Genomic DNA, 24,891 nt, shown 5'->3' with positions numbered 1-24,891 from the left:
TGGTTAATTCTGCCTAAGTTGATATGTAAAATAATCAGATCATTCAAGTCGAAGTAAAATGGCATGCTTGGTGAGCGTTAAGTTCTTGTTAAGTATTTTGATTTGAAAACTCATTCATTAATGTAATTGATGAGTTTTCTTGCATGGCTGTGCCGTCTTCAATGTAGCGGTACACGCTAGCGTCGCTTTTCCATCCGCCTTGTTTTTTGATTAATCTAAAATCTACTCCCGCTCTTGCTGCGGATGTTGCGTGACCACGCCTAAAACTGTGACTGCTAAATTCAGATGGATTCTCAAGCCCTGCTTGGTTTGCGCGATCTTTTAAGATGCTGTTAATGGCTCCGTCATGCAGTGCTTTGCTTGAAATCTGTCCCCAGCGATTAATTGCACAAAGCAAAGCGCCTTCTTTTATGTTGCTCAAATCAATCCATTGTTTAATTGCCGTTGCTGCACATGCGCCGCTGGGTGAAAAGGGAAGGGCTTTGCTACTGCCTTGTCCTTGCTGGTCTGTTTTGGATTTTTTCATGTTGATTTTAAGGCCTTGTGACTCCCATTCAAGATCTTTTACTTGAATTTCAACAAGCTCACTTCGTCTAAAGGCCCCCATAAACGCGGTTAATATTAAAGCGCGATCGCGAATTTTACGTAAATCATCGGGCAAACTTTCTAGATAATTAAGTAGGGTAATAACATCACTAATCTGCAGTGGCTTGGCTTTTTTTGCGGGTTGAATATGCAAACGGCGCATGCCTTCTAAGGTTTTTTTAAGGGTGATGTTTTGTGTGGGATCGCTGATGCCTTGTTGTTTGTGCCACTGGCTAATTGCCGTTATGTGTAAATCAATGGTGCGTGGATTGATGCTTTGGATTTTATGAATGGCATAGCGTATTAGTGCTTCGCTCTCGCATGGTAAGCGACCACCCCATTTTTCAAATTGGCGAATGGCGCTGCGATATGTTTTACGAGTGTTGTCAGAAGTGCCTGCTTTTATATAGGTGCGCACTGCTTGCTCATAGTGCGTTTGTGCAAGTGGCGTTTCAGATGTATTCAAGGTTATGGGCTGTTTCACGCTATTTATCGCCTCTATTTAAATATGGGGTTAGTACAGGGTTATCAGTGGTTTAAATATTATAACATACGATAATAAACATTATAGAGGGTTAAAAAAGTGTTTTTTGTATAACAATTAAATACTATAAATTATGTAATATTACATAGTATGTAATACAATATAAAAAGAATTCAATTGAGTATGACTTACTTTGGGTTATTTAAACGCTAAAAAAGGGTAAAAAGTATGGCGCGCATAGGGGTGAATTACGTTGATGTATCGACAGCAGCAAAACAAATTCAAGACAGTAATGAAGAGCCCACAGTAGATAGAGTGCGCGCGTTATTAGGTACGGGAAGCAAAAGCACTATTGGGCCTTTGTTAAAAAAATGGAAGTCACAAAAAGATGAAAAGAGCAGTATTTTAAGTGGGGAGAGTCTTGATGACGAAATCATTCTTGCTGCTAAACAATTGTCATCTCGAATTAATGCGTTAGCTGATGAGCGAATTATGCAATCACAGGCAGAGGTTCAATCCATTAAAGAAAATTGCTCCAAACAAATCGCCGACGCACAGCTTGAAATAAACGATTTAACGGTTAAAAACACACAGCTCAAAACGGAAACTGCAAAATTAGAAGCTGATAATGCTCATTTAAACAGTGAATTGACCATCAATAATTTAACCAATACTAAGCTTGCATTAACGGTGGATCAAAAAACTCAAGAAATAGAACAATTAAAAAATGAAATCATTGAATTAAAACAAGAAAAACGAGATGTGCGCGAACATTTTGAGCACTTTCAGGAACAAACCGCATTAGATCGAAATCAAGAGCGCGAGCAATTTAGAGGTCAGATTAATAACTATGATCACCAGTTAAGTGAGCTCAAAAACGCAATGGCAAAAGTTGTTTTTGAAAATACTAAAATGCAAGACAGTCAGGTGTTTTTAAATAAAGAAATGATGGTTATTAAGTTAGAGAATCAGAATTTGAGTGAGCATAAAGCGATGTTGATTCAAAAATCAAATCAATTTGAAAGTGATTTTAAACAGATAAACAGTGATTTTACTTCGACCAGAGCAGAGCATAATCAATGTAATATTGATTTAGTGAAAGCGGTATCGGAGGCTCAAAATGAGCGCAATCAGCTTGGGGTTGCACAAAAAGAAAATACCAAATTAGAACAAAAAATCATGACACTGACACAAAGGATTGATCAATTGATTGAAAAGAATATAGTGGCGCAGCAAGAAAGTTCTAAATTAGAGTGGCAAATTCAACAGGCGACAAAGAAATAATTAAAGTAGTGATGGTGTAAAAAACGCTCAATTTAAATCCAAATAAATACATTGGGTGTCGCATCCTCCTATATCAAAAGCATATATAAACCATCAAACTCAAAAGCTAGGTATTTCATTATCTTTAGACTTGAATCTAGCTTTATCTCAAAGCCTCGCCTGTGATAGCATACACCCCAATTTTACCATCGAAGATTGCTATGAGTTATCAGGTACTGGCGCGTAAATGGCGTCCTAAAAATTTCCATGAAATGGTGGGTCAATCTCACGTATTACGTGCGTTGATCAATGCGTTAGATGAGAATCGTTTGCACCATGCTTATTTGTTTACGGGCACACGCGGTGTGGGTAAAACCACCGTGGCGCGTATATTTGCAAAAAGCTTAAACTGTGACGAGGGCATTAGCAGTAACCCTTGTGGTGTATGTGCGGCTTGTCAGGAAATTAACGACGGTCGATTCGTTGATTTGATTGAAGTGGATGCGGCGTCTCGAACTAAAGTAGAGGACACCCGTGAAATTTTAGAAAACGTACAATATGCGCCGACTCGCGGTCGTTACAAAGTGTACTTAATTGATGAAGTACACATGCTTTCTAAAAGCAGTTTTAATGCGTTGTTAAAAACGTTAGAAGAACCGCCAGAGCATGTGAAGTTTTTATTAGCGACGACCGATCCTCAAAAATTGCCAATGACGGTATTGTCTCGTTGTTTGCAGTTTAATCTTAAAAATATGTCCGTTGAAATGGTCGTTGGTCATTTAGAAAACGTGTTAGCGGCAGAGCAAATTGAATTTCAAACCCCTGCATTGTGGCAATTAGCGAAAGCGGCTAATGGCAGTATGCGTGATGCAATGAGTTTGACGGATCAGTCCATTGCATTTGGTCAGGGTAAAATCATTACTTCTGATGTGAATGACATGTTGGGTAATGTGGACGCGTCCCAAGTTCAAAAAATTGTGCGTTTGTTATTACAAGTGGATGCAAAAGGGCTGTTGGCGTTAATTCAACAAATAGCTGATCACGCACCTGATTATTTGAATTTATTACAAGAAGTCGTGGCGTATTTTCATACGTTGGCCATTGCTCAAATGGCGCCTTCGGCATTAAACAATGCGATGTATCAACACGATTATTTAATTGAATTGGCACAATCAACCACAGCTGAACATATTCAGTTGTGTTATCAATTGGCATTGCAATCGACCTCTGATCTTAAAATTTCACCTGATGCAAAAGTTGGGTTTGAAATGGCGATGATGCGCATTATGGCGTTTTCAGATCAGCCTATTATTGGTCAGATTCCTGATTTACCAAACAGCGATCCGATTGAAGGCAGTGTGGTTCAATCAACACCGACTGAACCTGCGAAAGTTGAATCGACACCTGAGTCACCGGATACATCCACCCCAAAGTCTGACGCACTAAGCACGCCTAACGTTGAGCCTGCTGAAGATAAGCCGACTGCAATTTTGGAAGAGACTCAGCCAGAAGTGGCGACTGAATCTAGCTCTGTAGAATCCGCACCCATTCAACAAACCCCTGAAGAAAGTCAAATTGCACAGCCTGTTATTGAAGCGGTCGCCCCAGTTCAATCTTTAGATCAACCAAAAACTCAAGTTGATAATCAGCCACAAGTTGAAACGGTGCCTGATTTGCCGTTTAGTCCTGATGGATTTAATCAGGCTGAAAATACAGCGCCAGCCGCTCAAAATGAACCGACTCAAAACCATGAGCAAAACGTTCAAACCGAGCAAGTTCAACCAATGCAATCTGAAGATCCGTCAGCAGGTTTATCTCTTGATCCAGAAATTCCTGCAAAACCCGAGCGCGTATTAACCAATGACATGACGGATCAAGAATTGTTAGATGAGCCGATGATTCAGTCTGATCAATGGATTGCGGCATTTGAATCGTTAAATCTAAAAGGCTTGCTTGGTAGCATATTTTCTAATGCTCAATGGGTTGAGCAAGACGACAGCGTTGACTTAGTGATTTGTGAACAGCATGAACGTTTGTTTAACCCTACACATTTAGATGCGATCAAATTAAAATTAAACGAAGCGGGCATCGCGCCTCAAAAACCGGTGAATGTTCAGTTTGGTCCCGTACGTCAAACCCCTTATGTGTTTCAAACTCAGCGTAAAGAAATCAAACAAAAACGCGCCAATATTGAGTTTGCTGCCAGCGATATTGTGAATTATTTAAAAGAGCAGTTTTCGGGCTCAATTTTATTTGAAACAGTCAAACCCATTGCTTAATTAAGTGATGGTGAATATACAATAATTTGTGCCCGAACAGGCACACCTACAGAATGAAAGAGAGAAACTATGTTTAAAGGTGGAATGGAAGGGCTTATGAAACAAGCCCAAGAGATGCAAGAAAAAATGCAACAAGCGCAAAAAGACCAAGCAAAAGTTGAAGTTGAAGGTCAATCAGGTGCGGGTTTGGTTAAAGTGATTGTGAACGGTCAGCACGATGTGAAAAAAGTGAACATCGATGCGTCTTTAATGAGCGAAGACAAAGAATTATTAGAAGATTTAATTGCCGCGGCATTAAATGATGCAAATCGTAAAGTCGAAGAGAAAAACAAAGAGTCTATGTCGCAAATGGGCGCAGGTATGGATCTTCCGCCTGGGTTTAAAATGCCTTTCTAGCGAATAAAAAAACATGAATAGTTTGCAACAGTTAGTCGATGCATTGCGGGTGTTACCTGGCATTGGAAATAAAAGCAGTGAAAAGATGGCGCTTCATTTATTGGAGCGTGATCGTGATGGCGCGCAAGTATTAGTAGACGCATTAGATAATGCGTTAAAACATTTGACTCATTGTTCACAATGTAGAATTTTAACCGAGCAAACGATCTGTGAAATTTGCCAAGACGATGAGCGCGACGCAAACATTATATGTGTGGTGCAATCGCCGTCTGACGTACAATTTTTAGAACAGTCTGGCATGTTTGATGGCCGATACTTTGTATTGTATGGGCATTTATCGCCGATCGATGGTATTGGCCCAGAACAACTAGGCTTGAATGATTTGTCCGATTTCATTCATTCTCATAGCATTACAGAAGTGATATTAGCGACGCATCCAACGGTAGAAGGGGATGCGACGGCCAATTACATTGCGCATCTGCTTAAAGATACTGATGCCAGTGTGACTCGGTTAGCTCAAGGTTTGCCAATGGGTAAATCACTGGATCAAGCAGACGCGGGTACTTTATCTCGTGCATTACAGGCGCGCTACGTTGTCAAATAATCCTAATTACCTTTATATCTCTGATCAATCCACATTAGAGAGCTACATTGAATCTTGGTCCACTGAGCCGTTTTTGTTTGTGGATACGGAATTTATTCGTACTCAAACGTTTTATCCGATTTTAGCCCTGGTTCAAATTCAAGCTAAGGGTCAAACGTTTTTGATTGATCCTAAAACCATTGAAGATATGTCCTGCTTAAAACCATTATTTACCAATCCTAATGTCGTTAAAGTATTACACGCATTAAGTGAAGACATTGAAGTATTTATGGCTGAGTTAGATGTGTTTGTGACTCCGGTTTTGGATACTCAAGTGGCGGCTAAATGGTTGAATATAGGTGAAAGCATCGGTTATGCAAAACTGATTGAGCATGGCTTAGATGTGGTATTGCCAAAAGATCAGACCCAGTCTGACTGGTTACAGCGTCCTTTAACTGACAAACAAAAACAATACGCCGCAGACGATGTGATTTATTTGGAGCAAATATTTGCTCAATTACACCAAGCTTTAAAAGACAAAGACTTTTTTGATGTGACCCTTGAAGATTCAACCCGTTTGGCCAGTAATATGTTGGGTAAACCCAGCGATCAATATTATTTAAAAGTAAAGCGTGCTTGGAAATTACCTGCTGCCAATCAATATGTGTTAAAGCAACTTTGCACATGGCGTGAAGAGCTTGCAAAGTCAGAAAATGTACCCAGAACCCGTGTATTTAATGACGTTGCCTTAGTGCAAATTGCAGAACGTTTGCCACAATCGAAACACGATTTAACCAATATTGTGGATGTGCATCCTAAACAAATACGCAAATACGCTCAGTTAGCGGTAGATTGTGTAAAAGAGCAGGTGACAGCATTAGCGCAACAATCGTCACTGCCAGAATTTGACTTGATTGAACCGGGCTTAAATTCAAAAGCCCAAGGCGAGCTTAAAAAAATGAAACAAGCCATTGGTGTCAAAGCAGAACAATTAGGCATATTTGCCGATTGCTTGTGTAATAAAAAACACCTAGAAAGCTTTTATCGACGTTATGTTTTGAATCAACCCAGCTTAAATTATGATGAAACGTACTTCGGTGGATTTCGTCAACAACTTCTACAACCTGTATTATTGGAGTTTTTAAATCATGAATGATTTATTGAATCAAATTGTGTGTGTATACAAAACCAACAAACGAGCGGATACTTATTTGTATACGCTAAAAAATAAAGATTTATCGACGTTGCCAGAAGGGCTTAAAGAAATTTTTGGCACGCCACTGTTGACCTTAAGTTTGTTACTTAAAAAAGACAAAACCTTTGCCCGTTTTACAAGAGAGCAATTGGTAGAAGCGTTAAATAAAGAAGGCTTTTATTTACAACTGCCCGATAAAAAAGACGACTATATGTTAGACCTATATAAAGACACGTCAGAAAAATACGAAAACATGGGCGGGTCGGACATTGGTACTTAAGTTGAATCAAATAAACAAGGTAAACCACCCATGAGCTTTCCATTTGTTGCCATGCCTGCGTTAGCGGATTTGGATCAGACTCAGTGGGAGTCTTTGTGTGACGGTTGCGCAAAATGTTGCCTGCAAAAATTAGAAGACGATTTTGACGGCACCGTGTATTACACCGATTTGGTATGTCAGTACATGAGTGACGACTGTAGCTGTACGGTGTATCAAACTCGCCAAGAAAAAGTGCCAAATTGCGTATGGCTCAAAAAAGAAGACGTTGAAAACTTTTATTGGTTGCCGTCTACATGCAGTTATCGCTTAGTGCATGAGCGCACGCCTTTGCCAATGTGGCATCCGCTGAATGATTTAGAAAAAGACGCAAAAAGTAACAGTACTGTAAGAAACAAACAAAGTATTTCCAGTCAAACATTGTTTAAAGACGTAACGGTTCCCGAACAAGACTGGGAAGAGCACATAATTAATTGGGTAGAGTGATTTAATAATGAACGCAGATTTTTACACAGAAGCATGGTTAATCTATTTACTGACCAGCGCAATATTTATAATCCTTTTTCATTTTCTACTGAAGCTGTTTTTTAAATCTTTTTGGATTGTTTATATTTCATTAATGACTTTTGCTGTTGGCTTACTGACTCCTATAGATAATTCTGTTGATTCAATTAATGCCATTGCTCCTGCCATTATGGTGTTAGGTCTTTCTGGAATGGATAATTTATTTGCAAATACCCCCGATTGGTCGCTAACCATCAAAAGTTTAATTTTTTTAGTTTCAGCTTTAGTGCTAGCACAATTATCACTTATTGTCGGTAGGCTTTCTTGGGTCAGATTTAAAGGACAAAACCATGAGTAAAATTATCACAATCCATCCGGACTCACCTCAACTGAGACTGATTCGACTAGTTGTAGACGCATTAAAAAAGGGTGAAGTGGTCGCATATCCAACAGACTCTAGTTATGCATTGGCCTGTCATATGGGGGATAAAAAAGCATTAGATCGTATTCGCCAGATTCGCCAAATAGATGAAAAACACCATTTAACCTTGGTATGCAAAGATTTATCAGAAATTTCAAACTACGCTCGAGTGGGTAATGATCATTACCGTTTGATGAAAAGCAACACTCCAGGGGCTTATACATTCATTTTAGAAGCCAGCAAAGAAGTGCCTAAACGATTAATGCACCCAAAAAGAAAAACAATAGGGCTTCGTATTCCTGATCACGCCATTACTCAGGCGATATTAGAAGAGTTGGGCGAACCATTTATGAGTACGTCATTAATTCTACCAGGCAAGACTCAAGCATTGGTTGAGCCTTGGGACATAAATGAACAAATCGGTCATAGTGTCGATCTAATCGTCGATGGCGGATATTGTGCAGATGAAGATACAACAGTTGTGAGCTTTTTGGATGAAGTGCCACAAATCGTTAGGCAAGGGCGGGGAAGTGCTTCCATTCTTGGTTAAATAATCAATTATTATCGAAAGAAAATGATGGAATATTTTCTCTCGGTGTTCAGTTCAAATATCAATTATCTTTAATTTTTATAAGAATCGGTTAAATCTATATTTCATTTACATAAAATTACGTAACGGCAATGTTATTCCGGCTTTCTTTAATAAAGTTAATATGACAATTTTCAGATATCAACTCTTTCAAAAACCGTCAAAATAGATGTTTTTCTGTTGTTTTTCCTCTTTACTGATTTTGCAATGTGAATTTAAGAAAACTATTTGTTAAAACAGATTATTTAAACAAGGCAAAACTTCAAATTGTGACTAGATTTAATATTAAGTCACAAAGTTATGTTTCATATTGATTTGTAACTTTGTTCGAAAACTCTTTTTAATGCGGTGGGTTATATAGTGACTTATTTAAATCAAACTAATAAGCGTAAAATATTGATCATTGATGATGATATGATTTTTTCAAAACAATTAAGTGAATATTTTGTATCCAATGGCTTTGATGTTGCCATAGAGAATAATGGCAGCTTAGCAATACAGCGAATAGATGATGAAAAGCCTGATTTGATCATGCTTGAATTAAACGTTCCAGGAGAAAACGGATTAACAATTTGTAAATTGTCTAGGCAACTTTACACAGGGCCGATCATGATGTTATCTCATCGAGCAGATGAGTTAGATCAAGTATTAGGATTAGATATGGGAGCGGATGAATATTTATCAAAAACCGTTTCAAATCGGTTAATGTTAGCACGGGCACAAGCATTATTACGTCGACATACTCATGAAGATGTAGATGCGGTTGCAGAGAAGCAAGATCGATTGCAATTTGGGCAATTAACCATCGACAATACAATGCGCGAAGCATGGTTAGGTGACGAAGCGATTGAGTTAACCAGCGCTGAATTTGATTTGCTATGGTTGCTATCAAGCCATGCTGGAGAAATTTTGACCCGAGAAGAAATTTTTCATCAACTTCGCGGTATTGAATATGATGGGCAGGATCGATCTGTTGACGTACGAGTTTCTAGAATTCGACCAAAAGTTGGGGATGACCCCCTTCATCCACGAAGAATTAAGACAGTACGAAGTAAAGGGTATTTATTTGTAGCAGATTTAAATCATATGAATGCAATTTCAGATATGCAAAGCTCTAGAGCTCAGTAATTTAGTATTCTAAATTTGTAAAAAAAAACCAGCTCAATGCTGGTTTTTTTATGTTTGCCCCTTTGTACTTATGTATTTAAATGACATTTTTTGAACATTTAAATATTAAAAAATAGGTTAATAAAACAGGTTTTATTGGCGAATTTAAACAAATTACAAAACTTCACTTTTCGTAATTTTAAACTACAAAAAAAGGATGTTTTTTTTATTTTAAATGGATTTTAACTACTACTCTATTTGTACTTGTTAATAAAACATAAATAACTAGAGAGAAACGAAGTATGAATAAATTCCCATTTGTAGTTGCTGCACTTTCCCTTGCAATTAGTACTGGTTGTAAAGATGTAGTGAATGATTTAGGTGATAACCTTGATGACAGTGATAAAGAGCAAATAAGTGAAGGCTTTGCCTCATTATTTGGTGATTTTGAAGACGATTCAGCAGTTACAGTAAATACAAACGATGCATTAGAAAGTGACTATATCGAAGATGAAGAAGCAGCATTTACATCAGGAGGAAATGCGAAATTAGCTGGTGTGGTAGGTGTAAGTGAGCTTACCCCTCGAATGCTTGCCAGAATGTCTGGGGTGAAATCAACGTCTTCATATCTTGAATTAAAGGCTAAAGCAGCCGAAGCAATTACTTCAAGCAGCTTTAAAGTATATTGGATGGATGGAAAAGGCAATAAAAACGAAGTTGCCATGGACGATTTAACTGTTGAAACCTATACACCTGTAAGCGGTAATCCACAGTTTATTATTTCTGGTGTATCGGACGGATTAAATTATATTGTAGAAATTGAAGTGCTCGATAGTAACAATGTGCCTCGTAAAATTTCAAACATCGCATATGTTCCAAAAGGCCAAACGCAATCGACTAAAATTGAAGTATCGCCAACTACGACAGTAATTGCTGAAGTGGTCGTACAAAAAGTAAAAAGCAGCTATTTTGAAACCGGTGGCGAAGCACTCAATCAAAACTTTATTGAAGACCTTAATGATACGTTAACTGCAGTAATAAAAGATGCAATTACACAAGCTCAGGAAGGGGGGGATTTTGATATTGCTGAATTTACATCAGCCATTGAAAATAAAGAATCCCTTGATAGATTAGTAGCAAAAATCGTGACTAATGAAGATATATCTGAACAAGTTTCGGTTGTTGAAAAAGCAGCAGTAACCGAATCTTTCGAAGTTGAGGCTACAGTTGAAACTGAATCAGATGGTCGTGCAGCTATGGCTGAAATCTTTGCTCAATTAATTGAAGAAGGTGATGGCGGCGGTGCTCCTCAATATATAATTGATTTCTTTGGTGATCAATTTGCAGCTGGTTCAATGAGGTCAGTGACTGAAGTAATGGAGTCTATTTTCGAAGGTATAGAATTTGAAGATCAATCCGTTGCGGCTGAATTAACTACCGCTAATGCAATTACTGCATTTTCAACTGAATTAGGTGGTATTTATAGTTCAATTGCACAAATAGCAGAATTAGAAGCCGTGGCCAATCGAACAGATGCTCAAAAAACGCAACTTAAAACATTACGCGCAAAAGTTGCTGAAATCCCAGACGTTGTCATGGGGACATTCCCTCCAAGTCGCAAAGCAGAGTGGTTAACACTAGATGGTAATTCCGAGATTACAGTGCCTCAAGCAGTAACTATTACGATTTTTGTGACGGATAAATATTTAAAAGATTTAGTTTCTTTTGAACGCAACAGTGATGGTGAAATTGATCAGAAAGAAGGGTATGACTTTAATCCTCAATATTTAATGGGGCTTTATGGTTGGGGTGACGATGCCTTCGATATTGAAAAATATGCAGGAATTTCAGTGGGACATTTTGATGTTTATCCAAATACCATTTGGAATGGTCAAGAAGAATTAAACGTTCTAAGTATGTGGGCTTGTTATGAATCCATTGGGCATGATTATGATGTGAGTTCTGTTTCAGTTACGTACCCTACAGCAGGTGGAGTGACTCAAAGCGTTGAATTATCAACATATAGTGAGGGGGATAATTGTTGGACATTAGATCCTTGGTATGAAGGTGATCAAATTGCTGATGATTATCGTGCTGATGATGTTAATGGGGATTTCATTGATTGGAATGGGGTTTGGCAACAGTTAGGTTCAGAAGGTAAATTAGTGTCTGATTTTGTGTCAGGATCATATACTGTGACCGTAACTTATAACGATGGCGAAACAGTGGCAGCGCCTTTTGAAAAACGTTTGATCCTTGGGATGAATCATTTACATCCGGTATTAACTTCCCCATTAGCAGAACCTAAAGCACCAGATAATGGTGGTACTCAAGCGCAATGGGAAGCATTCTCACAAGCCCAGTTAAACTTTACAATGAGTACGTTTGCCCCTGGTGAAAAAATTGAATTATCTTGGGATGAGCCAGATTACAGTAAGCTTCCTGAAGGGGTGGTACCTGTTTATCAATTAGATATTGGTCATGAAGTGTGTGATGCTGGTTCAGATGAAACTGAAGCAGAAATGCAAAGTGAATCAACTGATCAAGGTGGAGCTAAAGGTAATTATGATATGTGCCGTTGGGAGCATGTCTATGCAACTTGGGAAAAAGATATTCGTATTTTTGGAAACAAGTTCATTGTACCGGTTAGCTTAGAAGAGCAAAGTTTGACTGATCGACCATATCAAGTGAATGTAAATGTCGAATTTATTGATGAAAATACAGGGCAGCATGTAGGGCAAGGTGGTTATTCCCACGCTCCGTTTAGAGTTGGTGAGGCTATTGATTTGTCAGGTACATTTAATCTTACTGGCCAAGTGAATAATCTTCCTGAAACCGATTCTGAATTATATAAAGTCGCATTAATAAAAGAATCTTGTAGTGAAACAAAAGTTGAATCTGAAATGGATTCTGAAACTCAAATACAAGAATCTTCAGAAGATGGCACACAAAGTGAAGCCGGTAATGGCGGCTATATTATGTGGACTTGTTCAACTGAGACAATGAATGTGACAACCATTGATGAGTTTGGATCGTACACGTTAACACCTACTGTTCAATCATTAATGCAGCGTTCTCATGAGTCTTGGGTGGAAGTTCGGGTATTCTTTGATGCTGATTCGGATAATGAACTAGATGCAGATAATGAAACTGGCGAGTTCGAACAAATGTGGTGGCCAATAGATTATGTTTGGTTTAATGTTTGGGGGGGGTTATTACACGCTGAGTCAGAAAATTGTAGTGAAAACCAAATGACTGACGAACAGGGTAATGCATATATTGATTACTATTGTGAGCATTCAAGTAAATTAGTGCTTCCTGATACAAATGTTGATGGCCCAAGCTTCGATTTAAGTCAAGATTACGCAACACCTGGTGATGAACATAAAGGTGATGATAATCAGCCAAATGGTATTTACTTAAATAATTTTGCTGAAGTACCAGAGTATGCTGTGAGTGATTATGAAGGTGATCATGTTGAGCTTAATGTTTCAAATGACCCTACATTTAGTTGGACAGTTGATCAAAATTATCCTGAAGTTCCTGATTTTTATCAGGTGATGGTAATGAAAGTAAGTTTTGAGTTTTTTGAAAACATGAATTCAGACATTGGAAATTATGTTACTGAAATTTATATAACTGAAACAACTGAAACTTCAATTCAATTTTCAAGCTCTGTAGATATGAGTGCTGAACTAAAAGTGAATACACCATTTGCGAATGCATCTGTTCTAACTTCAATAAACGAAAGTGGGTTTTACATTTGGAGAGTCGATGGCATGAAAGAAGACACTCAAACAGATGATGCTTACCATGTTGCTAACTCATCTTCATTTGAATTTTTCCCAGGAGATTTTGAAGCAATTGAACCTTACTTACCAGAAATGGCAGAGTGTTACGACCAATCAGGTGCCGCAGTTTCTTGTGAATCAATGGAATCAAACGAAGCATCTGCAATGTAATTTATTATTCTAATAAAATATATTTCAAAAATTTAAAAGAAGGCTGAATGGCCTTCTTTTTTTATTTATATTCAACAATAAAATAAAAGATAGAAAAACTAAAGCTGGTACTGCTTTTGCGATGGACGCTTAAGTTGTCAAAAAACAGTTAAGGTTTACGCTTTATGGCTCAATCAAATTTACCGTCGGTTCAATCTGTAAGAAAAAATATTTCTGATTTAAGAGGTATGAATAAAGAGCAAGCCGTCGGGATGTTTAAAAGCAAGTCTCGATCATTTTTAAGTATTCAATTTGGTGTGCCATTTTTATTATTGGCCATGCTAGGTTTAATGACACTTCCTGTTCCTACTTTTTTATTAGATACATTTTTTACTTTTAATATCGCTATCGCAATCATTGTATTGTTGATGTCAATCTACGTATTACGTCCCCTTGATTTTTCAGTATTTCCAAGTGTTTTGCTAGTTGCTACATTATTACGTTTAGCATTGAATGTCGCATCCACACGCGTGGTTTTAATGAATGGCCACGAAGGTGGTAATGCAGCTGGTGAAGTGATTAAAGCGTTTGGTGAAGTAGTCATCGGCGGGGATTATGCTGTGGGTTTAGTCGTGTTTGTGATTTTAATGATCATTAATTTTGCCGTTGTCACAAAAGGGGCGGGACGTGTTTCAGAAGTTTCTGCACGATTTACATTGGATGCGATGCCAGGAAAGCAAATGGCCATTGATGCGGATTTAAATGCTGGGTTAATTGAGGCTGAAACTGCAAAACTAAGACGAGCTGAAGTAGCAAGCGAAGCGGATTTTTATGGATCAATGGATGGTGCGTCAAAATTTGTTAAAGGCGATGCGATTGCAGGACTGTTAATTTTATTCATCAATATTTTTGGTGGGCTTGCAATCGGTATGATTCAGCATGATTTAATATTTTCTGACGCAGTTGAAAAATACGCTTTATTGACCATTGGTGACGGCTTAGTTGCGCAAATTCCTTCTTTATTACTTTCTGTTGCAACAGCAATAATGGTGACGCGTAATGGTGAGAAAGAAGATATTGGAACTCAAGTTGCAAATCAGGTTTTAACAAAACCCAAAGCGCTTTGGGTCAGTGCCAGTATTATGTTTATTATGGGGGTTATACCTGGTATGCCGCATTTAGTATTTCTAATGTTGGCAACAATTTTAGGTGGTGGCGCTTGGTGGATCGGGAAAAAATCTGAAATGAATTCAGAAGAATCTGTTTCAGGAAAAAAACAAATAACTGATGAAAATGGACAGCCACAAGACGCACCAGTAGATGATGAAAGTAAAGAATTGACATGGGATGATGTGCAAACAATAGATGTCGTTGGTTTAGAAGTAGGCTACAAATTAATTGCGATTGTTGATAAATCTCAAGGAGGACAGCTGCTATCTAGAATTAAAGGAGTGCGTAAAAAGTTTTCTCAAGATGTTGGTTTTTTAATGCCTTCAATCCATATTCGAGACAACTTGGAATTAATGCCCGATCATTACAGAATTACATTAATGGGGGTAACAATCGCGCAAGCTCAAGTGTTCCCTGATAAAGAATTGGCAATCAATCCAGGGCAAGTTTTTGGATCAGTTGACGGCATTGAATCTAAAGATCCTGCATTTGGATTAGATGCGATATGGATTGAAACTAAAGACAAAGAAAAAGCGCAAACATTAGGTTATACCGTTGTTGATTGTTCTACTGTGATTGCTACGCATGTTAACAAAGTTTTACATCAACACAGTTATGAATTACTCGGCCATGAAGATGTTGAGCATTTAATAGAGCAGCTTAAAAAATCCTCACCTAAATTAGCAGAAGAACTGATTCCAAATTGCGTTTCACATAGCTTACTTTTAAAAGTGTTACAAAATTTATTAATTGAAGATGTGCCAATAAAAGATATGCGTTCAATTGCTGAATCCATTACTAATGTTCAACCCCCAACCCAAGATGTAAATGTATTAACATCGGCTGCACGTCAAGGTTTATCACGTTTAATTATCCAAAACATCATTGGAAGTGAAGATGAATTACCTGTTATCACTTTAGAAAAAGATTTGGAACATTTGTTGCTGAAGAGTATGCAACAGTCGGGTAATGACGGGAATTTGGATTCGGTTATGCTCGAACCAATGATGGCTGAAAAATTAAAACAATCTCTTGCTCAAGTAGTACAAAAACAAGAAATTGAAGGTAGGCCATCAGTTTTATTAGTTCCATCAGCAATTAGAATGCTTGTGGTACGATTTTGCCGACATAGCATTGAAAACATCAGTGTATTGTCATTTCAAGAAATACCTGACAATAAAAAAATTACTATTGTTGCAAGTGTTGGCCAATAATTTAATGTTCAAATCATAACAATAATTTGAATAGTGCATGAGGTAGGGTTATGAAAGTTAAACGTTTTTTTGCAAAAAATATGCAAGCGGGCCTGAAAGAAATTTCTCAGATATTAGGCTCTGAAGCGGTTATTTTAAATCATCATAAAGTTGACGGTGGCGTTGAAATAGTAGCGGGAGTCGATGATAATTTAAAGACATCAATAAGCTCAAAACCTATAAAACATGCAGATTTAAAGTTACAGCAACAATCATTAGAGTTGGATGATCCTGCTGAAATAAAAATAAGTGAAACAAATAAAAAGAAATGGGAAAAAAGCGATATTATTAAAAACTTAAAATCAAAAGTAGCGGATGAAAAATCCATTTCAGAATTACTGATGGAATTAAGAGAACAGGCACAACCAGAAATAGATGCTCAAAATGAACAAGATAATCAACTTACACCAATTAAAAAAAGCAAACTTGAAAGTATGATGGAACAAGATCCAAGTTTTGCGATTTCGGCTCGATCCTTACAAAAAAAATTAGCAAGAAATTTTGGAGAGGCACAATCTAAAAAGCCTGATTTAGACGTAAATTATGAAGAATCACAATATAATAGACACAAGAAAACGAATCATGATATCCAACAACAAGAAATTAAAAGCAATCAATCAAACAATCAATCAAACAATCAAATAATCAATCAATCAAAAAAAGAATTGTCTGAATCTATAGAACAGATGTTTGCTAAAAATCAAACTCAACAATCTGATCAATGGATGAAAATGCAATCTGAAATCACAGAATTAAGAAGCAAACTTTCAGATCAACAGAAGCAATTAGAAACTCAAAACAAAAAAAATACAGAAACACAAAAAACAAAACCAAAAGAAAAGCACATTTCAAAATCACATTCTGAGTTTAATTCTAAAACCCATGCATACTGGCATTCTAGTGTGAATGAATTTGGCTTGACAGAGCAATATAGAAATAAAGTTTTAAATGCATTAAAAGATCACTCACAAATTAATTGGACATTAATATCTAAATCGCTAATTAATCAAATGTCATTTTTAAAACAACCTATCTGTACTCAAGGTGGCATTTTTACATTTCTTGGACCAACTGGAGCAGGAAAAACTACCTCTATTGGTAAATTAGCAAGTCAATTTGTCATGGAAAATGGTAAATCCAGTGTCGGTATTATATGTATGGATCACCATCAAATTGGAGCTCAATCTTCTCTAAAATTAATTTCTGATATTTTAGATGTCACATTTTTAAGTGTGTCAAACGACGATTATTTAACAAAAGCACTTGAAAAGTTAAAGGATAAATCTCTGGTATTAATTGATACAGGTGGAAGCGCACTTGCAGTTAATGATTATCTTGAGCAATTTGTATTAATTGAAAATCAAGATCAAATTAAGCATTTAATATGTTTGCCCGCAACCGCATCGCATTTTTCACTCAATCAATATCAAAATTTGATACAAATTTTACCAATACATAGCGCAATCATAACTAAATTGGATGAAAGTATTTGTGCAGGTGCGGCAATGAGCTGTGTCTTAGAACAAAATTTACCAACTAGTTATTTGACGGTTGGACAAAATATTCCAAAAGATATTCATCACGCAAGTGCCAAATTAATATTTAATCTAATTGATGAATACAAACACATTAGCCATATTGCCAATAACGAACTCGTTGGCTAAAAGAGAGTGAAAATGACACAACAAATTTCAAATGTGACCTATACTGATAACCAAACCGCTGTTATGAAAAAGCAGGAGAAACGCTTGAATCGACATCCAGTACAAGTAATTGCCGTCACCGGTGGCAAAGGGGGCGTAGGTAAATCAAACGTTTCAATTAATGTAGCAATTTCACTAGCCCAGCAAGGTAAGCGTGTTGTGTTATTGGATGCAGATCTTGGTTTAGCTAATATCGATGTTTTATTAGGATTAACGGCACATCATACTATTCTTGATGTGTTAGAAGGTCGATGTGATTTGGACGATATTATGATCGAAGGCCCAGAAGGGATTAAAATTATTCCTGCTGCAAGTGGGGCAAAAAAAATGGCTAATTTAACCGAAAAAGAGCATGCCGGTATAGTCCACGCATTTAGCGAAATTGGATATGATATTGATACTTTAATAGTCGATACTGCTGCAGGTATTTCAACTACGGTAGTCAGTTTTGTTTCGGCGGCTCAAGATGTTCTTGTCGTAGTTTGCGATGAACCCACTTCGGTGACTGATGCGTACGCTTTAATTAAATTACTTGCACAAGAAAGTAAAACGCATCACTTTAGAATCCTATGTAATATGGTTCGTACCAGTCATGAAGGACAACAATTATTTAATAAATTATTAAAAGTTACTGAACGTTTTTTAGATGTAACGTTGCAATTTGTAGGTAGCATTCCATTTGATGAGAATGTTAGAAAGTCGGTACAACGTCAGCGAGCAATTCTAGAAGCATATCCTCGCTCTAAAGCATCAGCAGCCTATCGTGAACTTGGTCAAAAAATATTTAATTGGCCGTTACCACAAAATCCTCGTGGAAATTTGGAGTTCTTTGTTGAGCGATTAATTCAAGGGATGGAGTATCGTTAATGACGCTTACAGGGCATTCTACTGGCTATTCTAATGCAGGCAAAATGTATCAAGTGCAAAAGTCGGTATTAAATAATCAACTGTTAGAAGAGCATGCGGTTTTAGTTAAGCGTATTGCTTATCATTTGCTTGCTAAGATGCCTGATTCAGTTCAAGTTGACGACCTAATTCAATCTGGAATGATCGGATTAATTGAAGCGTCAAAGAATTATGATTCGACCAAAGGTGCTTCTTTTGAAACATATGCAGGTATTAGAATTCGTGGTTCAATGATTGATGAAGTGAGGCGCGGGGATTGGATTCCTAGATCTGTTCATCGAAATGGGCGAAAAATAGCTCAAGCAATCAGAGATGTCGAAGCAATGACCGGACGAGATGCCAAAGATCATGAAGTTGCTGAACAATTAGAAATTTCAATCGAACAATACAATGCATTATTGCAAGACTCTCAAAGTGCAAGACTTTTTAGTTTTGAAGACATTCTTTCTGAGCAAGACGGTCCAGGTGAATTAATGATTGAAGGGCATCAGGATGGCCCATTTGAAGGGTTGTCTGATAATTTGAGGCACCAGTCAATCGTAAGTGCAATGCAAGGCCTTCCTCAACGAGAGCAACTCGTTCTGTCCCTATACTATAACGAAGAATTAAACCTTAAAGAAATTGGTGAAGTATTGAGTGTGTCTGAATCAAGAGTCAGTCAATTACATTCACAAGCAGCATGTCGACTTCGCTCTAGACTTCAACAATGGAACGATAACGCGTAAGTGTTTGAAAAAAAATCAAAAAAAATCTGGTGAGTTAGCATTAGCCGTCTATTATCAATTTAAAGGTTTAATAAATCCTAAACCTGTGTTCCAACCGGGAGGTCAAATTGGATAAGAACATGAAAATTCTTGTAGTTGACGATTTTTCAACAATGAGAAGAATTGTAAAAAATTTACTGCGTGATCTTGGTTTTACCAATACTCAAGAAGCTGATGACGGTGCTACCGCTTGGCCTATGCTTGAAAGTGGTAATTTCGACTTTGTTGTAACTGATTGGAATATGCCAAATATGACAGGCATAGAATTGTTACAAAAAATTCGATCAAGCGATCGTTTAAAAACGATGCCAGTTTTAATGGTAACAGCCGAGGCTAAACGCGATCAAATTGTCGCAGCAGCTCAAGCTGGCGTAAATGGGTACGTTGTTAAGCCTTTTACGGCTGCAGCGTTAAAAGAAAAGATCGAAAAGATTTTTGAGCGTGTCGATGCAAGCAAATAATCAAGAAAATATGGAGCCCAATAAAGCCACATTTTCTCAATGTGCAGCGGATATTATGGCTTCAAAATCGGAAGAATTGAAATTGATAGTCGAAGCGGTTGACATTGATCAAGCAGCTAAAGTCTTTCAAGAAATTCAAGCTAAACGAGATCAATCGGTTTATCAAGAAGTTGGAAGGCTGACTAGAGCATTGCATAATGCGATAAGAAATTTTCATATAGATACTAACCCGAACGAACCTTCTAATAATGATTTATCAGATATGGTAGATGCCTCAGATCGTTTAAGTTACGTTGTTGATTTGACTGAAAAAGCAGCCAATAAAACCATGGACTTAGTGGATGAATGCATTCCTATGACAAATCATGCTCGTGATGAATTGACAGTATTGCAAAATGATTGGTCCCGCTTAGGGGAAAAAGATATGACCGCAGAAGAATTTCGTGGATTGTATCGACGTGTTGATGGTTTTTTTAAATCTCAGGATGCCAGTTATATTGAATTACAATCTAATCTAACCAATATTTTATTAGCGCAAGATTTTCAAGATTTAACAGGGCAGGTTATTCAGCGTGTCACTTCTTTGGTTAGAGATGTAGAAAAAAGCTTAATAGATTTAGTTAAAATGGCAAGTGATGTTGAAACAGTCACAGGATTTAAAGTTTCAGATTCTGAAACTGTAATAAAAGATGAACAAACAGACCCAAATAAAGGTCATGGTCCGCAAATTAGAAAAGACGAATCAGTGGTCAATAATCAAGATGATGTTGATGACTTGTTATCAAGTCTAGGATTCTAGGGAGAATTATAATGGGATTAGATGCTGATGAAGAAATATTGCAGGACTTTTTGGTTGAAGCAGGTGAAATCCTAGAACTTTTATCTGAACAATTAATTGAATTAGAGCAATCACCTGATAATGCAGATTTATTGAATGCAATCTTTCGAGGATTTCATACAGTTAAAGGAGGTGCAGGGTTTTTACAACTTGATCCATTAGTTGATTGCTGTCATGTTGCAGAAAATATATTTGATTTATTGAGAAATCAAAAACAAGTTATTAGTGCAGATTTGATGGATGCAGTATTGCGTTCCCTTGATACAATTATTGAAATGTTTGAAACGGTCAAGCAAGGTGAGATGCCTGATCCTGCTCCTGCAGAATTAATAAAAGAGCTTGAAAAATATGCTATTCCAATAGGGTCTGAGCCGAAACCAGAACCCAATACACCCATTATGGATGAGCCAAAAGAAATATCAATTGAGCCACCGTCTTCTAGTGATTCTACTGCTGTGGTTGAAGAGTTTTCAAATTCCCAAGAAGATATTACTGACGAAGAATTCGAACGTTTATTAGACGCGCTGGGTTCTGATAACACAACGGCAAATAAAACGCCTGAAGTCATCAAAGATTCAGATGTGAATCAAACTCAGGATGATGTTTTATTTGGTTCCGATGATTTGAGTATTTCAAGTGAAAAAACAAATTCCGATGAAATAACAGAGGATGAATTTGAAGCGCTTTTAGATGAATTGGATTCTAAGAAAGAAGATGATGCAACCACGACAGCCAAAGTTTCAGCCCAACCGTCAAATTCCGATGACATTACAGATGAAGAGTTTGAAAAATTATTAGATGATCTACACGGCGTTGGAAAAATTAGTTTAGGGGATCAAGAGGCGGGTAATAGTTCATCAGCTTCAAATAATCAAGAACCTGAATTAGCAAGTGAAAGTCAGAAAACTTCAGCAGCACCAGTACATGAAATTAAAAAAACGGAACTTCAAAGTTCATCGACTCAAGCAGTTACGAAACCAGAGTCAATTGAGCAAATTGAAGCGATTGAAAATACCTCCACTTTGAAGCCCAAATCACCAGCTGGAACCAACCCTAAATCACAAGCGAACACACAAGAAACCACAGTGCGAGTTGATACTAAGCGTTTAGATGACATCATGAATATGGTTGGAGAACTAGTATTAGTTCGTAATCGACTTGTAAGGTTAGGCACTCAATTAGAAGATGAAGTTTTGGCTAAAGCCGTTGCTAATTTAAATGTTGTAACCGCTGATTTACAGACGAGTGTGATGAAGACTCGAATGCAACCAATTAAAAAAGTGTTTGGTCGTTTTCCACGAGTCGTCAGGGATTTAGCTCGAAATTTGAAAAAAGAAGTCAATTTAGAATTAGTAGGGGAAGAGACTGATCTAGATAAAAATTTAGTCGATGCATTAGCTGATCCTTTAGTGCATTTAGTGCGTAATGCAGTTGATCATGGTATTGAATTACCTAGCATCCGTGAAGCAAACGATAAACCTAGAATGGGTTTAATTCGATTGTCTGCTCAGCAAGAAGGTGATCACATTTTGCTTTCTATAGAAGATGATGGCGCAGGCATGGATGCTAATGTTCTAAGAGCTATTGCTGTTGAAAAGGGGTTAATGGATCAAGAAGCAGCTGATCGGTTACCCGATTCTGAATGTTATGCGTTAATTTTTGCTCCAGGCTTTAGTACTAAGAAAGAAATTTCCGATATATCAGGTCGTGGCGTTGGAATGGATGTCGTCAAAACTAAAATTTCTCAATTAAACGGCTCGTTAGATATCGATAGTGTTCTGGGCAGAGGATCAAAAATTTCAATTAAAGTCCCTCTGACGTTAGCAATCATGCCAACGTTAATGGTGATGTTAGATGAGCAAGCTTTTGCACTTCCATTAGTCAATGTAAATGAAATTTTTCATTTGGATTTACGTAAAACGTCCGTTGTGGATGGGCGAGAAGTAGTCATTGTTCGTGGTAAACCGTTACCTTTATTTTATTTGAAACGTTGGTTGATTCAAGGTTCACCAGATTTGGAGGAAGGGGATGAAGGACATGTAGTGGTTGTGTCTGTTGGTAATCAAAAAGTCGGGTTTGTAGTGGATCAATTAGTAGGGCAAGAAGAAGTCGTTATAAAACCATTAGGTAAGATGTTACATGGCACTGACGGAATGGCTGGGGCGACGATCACTGGCGATGGACGTATTGCTCTGATTCTTGATGTTCCAAGTATGTTAAATCGGTACGCATAATAATGAATCTTGAATGAAAAAATAATTTTAATTATTTAAACAATAGTTAAATATGCAAAACTATATTTTGCTTAGCGCTTAGAATTTCTAAAAAATTAAATATAAAATAAGAGTTGATACATGACTATAAAAGTTTTAATTGTGGATGATTCCTCTTTTTTATTGCAACAAATTAAACAGATTATCAATGCACAAGACGATATGACTGTGGTCGGGCAAGCTATTAATGGAAAGGAAGCCATAACGTTAGCAAATCAATTAATGCCCGATGTAATTACTATGGATTATGAAATGCCATTAATGGATGGCATCACTGCTGTTAAAGTAATTATGAATGAATGTCCAACAAATATATTAATGTTTTCATCTTTAACTTATGAAGGAGCACAAACTACTCTTGATGCTCTTGAGGCAGGTGCAGTAGATTTTTTAAGTAAAAGTTTTGAAGGTGTCACGAATCATAAAAGTCAACTTTCAACATTGCTTTGTAATAAAATAAGAGAGGTTGCAGGTGCCAAGCAAAATAAAAAACACACAGAATTAGAAAAAGATCAAAGCAATCATAATTTCGAAGCTACAATTACTCGGTTTACCTCAACACCTATTAATAAATCTCAAATTGACTTAATTGCAATTGGTGCTTCTACTGGAGGCCCTGTTGCTCTTGCAAAAGTGTTAAATGATATTCCTGACAGTTTTTCGATTCCTATTTTAATCATTCAACATATGCCTGCGACATTTACAGGCGCTTTTGCCCAGCGTTTGAACCAACGATGTGCACTTAATGTTAAGATGGCCGAAAATGATGATGACATTAATAAGGGCGGTGTTTTTATTGCTCCTGGTGGGCAACAAATGTTAATCAGTGCAAGTGGGAAAATAGTAATTAAAGAAGGAGGTGAGGCAATGAATTATAAGCCTAGTGTTGATCTCACGTTTGCATCTTGTAGTAAAAGTCATTTTAAACATATTCTTGCTGTCGTGCTAACGGGGATGGGCTCTGATGGAAAAAAAGGAGCGCAACTTTTAAAAGAATTAGGCCATGAAATTTGGGCTCAATCAAGTAATAGTTGTGTAGTAGATGGCATGCCAGCATCCATAATCAATGCAAATCTAGCGGATTGTGTTTATCATTTAGATGATATTGGAAATAAATTAATGGAGTTAAGTTAGTGTTCTGGTTACGACAACTGTGTTTTTTTATTTGTCTATATATAATTTTAAGTATTGGTCTTAATCAATTCATTATCATCCCTTTAAATCAGTCTCTATTATTATTTCATTTGTTAATTGCAATTAATTTAATTTTTTTAGTTGTTTGGATTTATGGGGTTCAAATTATCAAACAGTGTTGGGATACGACATTTATTTCAATTAAGTCACTTGAAGTTGATAAAGAATTTATTATTACTTGCGCTAAAATGTATTATGCGAAGGGTGCACTTTCATTAGAATCAATGTTAAAAAATAATAATGATCCATTTGTTCAAAAAGCAATACATTTAGTGGTTGATCAAGTGTCTGTGAGCCAATTTGAAACTGAATTAACTTTAGCGATACAAAATTTTAATCGTAAGTTAATTCAAGCTAAATTAATGCTTGTACATTTAATAGGAATCTATTTATTTATCAATATATTGTATAGTTTATTTTTAAATTTAATTTATGGTGAAATTTTATCAGAGCTTCAATTCATCAATTGGTTGTATTTTTTAATAATAATTTGCGGGTTATTATTTCCAATATATTTTCAGATTTCGTTGTATCAAAAGCATAAAATTGATTCTTATTTAATATATCAATTAGGGTTTAAAAGTATTTTAAATCAAATGAGTTCTAGGCAAGTTGAGCTTGCTATTTCAAATGCTTGAAAAAGAAAAGTAACAATTTTATCAGCTGTATATTGTTTTGGACTATTTATTGCTAATTATTTTTTAG

Annotated in this window: 21 protein-coding genes; 20 read left to right on the top strand and 1 reads right to left on the bottom strand. The window is 36.8% G+C overall.

What is annotated here, in order from left to right; translation table 11 throughout:
- Nucleotides 1-88: 88 nt before the first annotated feature.
- Nucleotides 89-1,069 carry a site-specific integrase gene (locus tag TYM08_RS10020; RefSeq protein ID WP_422379010.1) on the bottom strand — a complete coding sequence of 327 codons (981 nt, stop codon included), beginning with the start codon at nucleotides 1,067-1,069 and terminating at the stop codon, nucleotides 89-91.
- 228 nt (nucleotides 1,070-1,297) lie between these two features.
- Between TYM08_RS10020 and TYM08_RS10015 the strand changes: the two genes are divergently transcribed.
- The 20 genes from TYM08_RS10015 (at nucleotide 1,298) to TYM08_RS09920 (ending at nucleotide 24,824) form a co-directional block, all read left to right on the top strand.
- Nucleotides 1,298-2,353, top strand: a complete 1,056-nt coding sequence (locus TYM08_RS10015) for a DNA-binding protein (protein ID WP_422379009.1) — start codon at nucleotides 1,298-1,300, stop codon at nucleotides 2,351-2,353.
- 200 nt (nucleotides 2,354-2,553) lie between these two features.
- Complete coding sequence (gene dnaX, locus TYM08_RS10010) at nucleotides 2,554-4,611, top strand: DNA polymerase III subunit gamma/tau (protein ID WP_422379008.1); 2,058 nt, start codon at nucleotides 2,554-2,556, stop codon at nucleotides 4,609-4,611.
- A 69-nt stretch (nucleotides 4,612-4,680) separates the two neighbouring features.
- Nucleotides 4,681-5,007, top strand: coding sequence for a YbaB/EbfC family nucleoid-associated protein (locus tag TYM08_RS10005; protein ID WP_422379007.1), 327 nt, complete (start codon nucleotides 4,681-4,683; stop codon nucleotides 5,005-5,007).
- A 13-nt stretch (nucleotides 5,008-5,020) separates the two neighbouring features.
- Entirely contained in the window at nucleotides 5,021-5,611 is a 591-nt protein-coding gene (gene recR / locus TYM08_RS10000) for a recombination mediator RecR (RefSeq protein WP_422379006.1), read from the top strand.
- On the top strand, nucleotides 5,601-6,746 hold the full coding sequence (gene rnd / locus TYM08_RS09995) for a ribonuclease D (protein WP_422379005.1): 1,146 nt from the start codon (nucleotides 5,601-5,603) through the stop codon (nucleotides 6,744-6,746). The genes recR and rnd overlap by 11 nt, the downstream gene beginning before the upstream one ends.
- Nucleotides 6,739-7,065 carry a YcgL domain-containing protein gene (locus tag TYM08_RS09990; RefSeq protein ID WP_422379004.1) on the top strand — a complete coding sequence of 109 codons (327 nt, stop codon included), beginning with the start codon at nucleotides 6,739-6,741 and terminating at the stop codon, nucleotides 7,063-7,065. The genes rnd and TYM08_RS09990 overlap by 8 nt, the downstream gene beginning before the upstream one ends.
- Nucleotides 7,066-7,095: 30 nt before the next feature.
- The gene (locus tag TYM08_RS09985) at nucleotides 7,096-7,548 is read left to right on the top strand and encodes a hypothetical protein (protein WP_422379003.1); all 453 of its coding nucleotides are present in this window, start codon (nucleotides 7,096-7,098) and stop codon (nucleotides 7,546-7,548) included.
- A gap of 7 nt (nucleotides 7,549-7,555) precedes the next feature.
- The gene (locus TYM08_RS09980) at nucleotides 7,556-7,924 is read left to right on the top strand and encodes a hypothetical protein (protein WP_422379002.1); all 369 of its coding nucleotides are present in this window, start codon (nucleotides 7,556-7,558) and stop codon (nucleotides 7,922-7,924) included.
- Complete coding sequence (locus TYM08_RS09975; RefSeq protein WP_422379001.1) at nucleotides 7,917-8,537, top strand: L-threonylcarbamoyladenylate synthase; 621 nt, start codon at nucleotides 7,917-7,919, stop codon at nucleotides 8,535-8,537. The genes TYM08_RS09980 and TYM08_RS09975 overlap by 8 nt, the downstream gene beginning before the upstream one ends.
- A gap of 399 nt (nucleotides 8,538-8,936) precedes the next feature.
- A complete protein-coding gene (locus tag TYM08_RS09970) occupies nucleotides 8,937-9,704 on the top strand; it encodes a winged helix-turn-helix domain-containing protein (RefSeq protein ID WP_422379000.1) in 768 nt (255 codons plus the stop codon).
- Nucleotides 9,705-9,985: 281 nt separating this feature from the next.
- On the top strand, nucleotides 9,986-13,645 hold the full coding sequence (locus TYM08_RS09965) for a hypothetical protein (protein ID WP_422378999.1): 3,660 nt from the start codon (nucleotides 9,986-9,988) through the stop codon (nucleotides 13,643-13,645).
- A 227-nt stretch (nucleotides 13,646-13,872) separates the two neighbouring features.
- A complete protein-coding gene (gene flhA, locus TYM08_RS09960) occupies nucleotides 13,873-16,008 on the top strand; it encodes a flagellar biosynthesis protein FlhA (RefSeq protein ID WP_422382828.1) in 2,136 nt (711 codons plus the stop codon).
- Between the two features lie 50 nt (nucleotides 16,009-16,058).
- The gene (locus tag TYM08_RS09955) at nucleotides 16,059-17,711 is read left to right on the top strand and encodes a hypothetical protein (protein ID WP_422378998.1); all 1,653 of its coding nucleotides are present in this window, start codon (nucleotides 16,059-16,061) and stop codon (nucleotides 17,709-17,711) included.
- Between the two features lie 63 nt (nucleotides 17,712-17,774).
- Nucleotides 17,775-18,617 (top strand): MinD/ParA family protein, encoded by an 843-nt coding sequence (locus TYM08_RS09950; RefSeq protein ID WP_422382827.1) that lies wholly within the window; start codon nucleotides 17,775-17,777, stop codon nucleotides 18,615-18,617.
- Nucleotides 18,618-18,661: 44 nt separating this feature from the next.
- Nucleotides 18,662-19,381, top strand: coding sequence for an RNA polymerase sigma factor FliA (locus TYM08_RS09945; protein ID WP_422382826.1), 720 nt, complete (start codon nucleotides 18,662-18,664; stop codon nucleotides 19,379-19,381).
- Nucleotides 19,382-19,500: 119 nt separating this feature from the next.
- Nucleotides 19,501-19,881: a chemotaxis response regulator CheY gene (gene cheY, locus TYM08_RS09940; RefSeq protein ID WP_425325068.1), complete on the top strand. Its 381-nt coding sequence runs from the start codon at nucleotides 19,501-19,503 to the stop codon at nucleotides 19,879-19,881.
- Nucleotides 19,868-20,680 carry a protein phosphatase CheZ gene (locus tag TYM08_RS09935; protein WP_422378996.1) on the top strand — a complete coding sequence of 271 codons (813 nt, stop codon included), beginning with the start codon at nucleotides 19,868-19,870 and terminating at the stop codon, nucleotides 20,678-20,680. Before cheY ends, TYM08_RS09935 begins: the two co-directional genes overlap by 14 nt.
- A gap of 11 nt (nucleotides 20,681-20,691) precedes the next feature.
- Entirely contained in the window at nucleotides 20,692-22,953 is a 2,262-nt protein-coding gene (locus tag TYM08_RS09930; protein ID WP_422378995.1) for a chemotaxis protein CheW, read from the top strand.
- A 120-nt stretch (nucleotides 22,954-23,073) separates the two neighbouring features.
- Nucleotides 23,074-24,126, top strand: coding sequence for a protein-glutamate methylesterase/protein-glutamine glutaminase (locus TYM08_RS09925; protein ID WP_422378994.1), 1,053 nt, complete (start codon nucleotides 23,074-23,076; stop codon nucleotides 24,124-24,126).
- Nucleotides 24,126-24,824: a hypothetical protein gene (locus tag TYM08_RS09920; protein WP_422378993.1), complete on the top strand. Its 699-nt coding sequence runs from the start codon at nucleotides 24,126-24,128 to the stop codon at nucleotides 24,822-24,824. The genes TYM08_RS09925 and TYM08_RS09920 overlap by 1 nt, the downstream gene beginning before the upstream one ends.
- Nucleotides 24,825-24,891 lie beyond the last annotated feature (67 nt).

The sequence above is a fragment of the Marinicellulosiphila megalodicopiae genome (assembly GCF_045862395.1).
GTDB classification, from domain to species: domain Bacteria; phylum Pseudomonadota; class Gammaproteobacteria; order Pseudomonadales; family Natronospirillaceae; genus Marinicellulosiphila; species Marinicellulosiphila megalodicopiae.
Note: the sequence above shows the minus strand (reverse complement) of the source record. Positions and strands in the feature narration are given on the sequence as shown.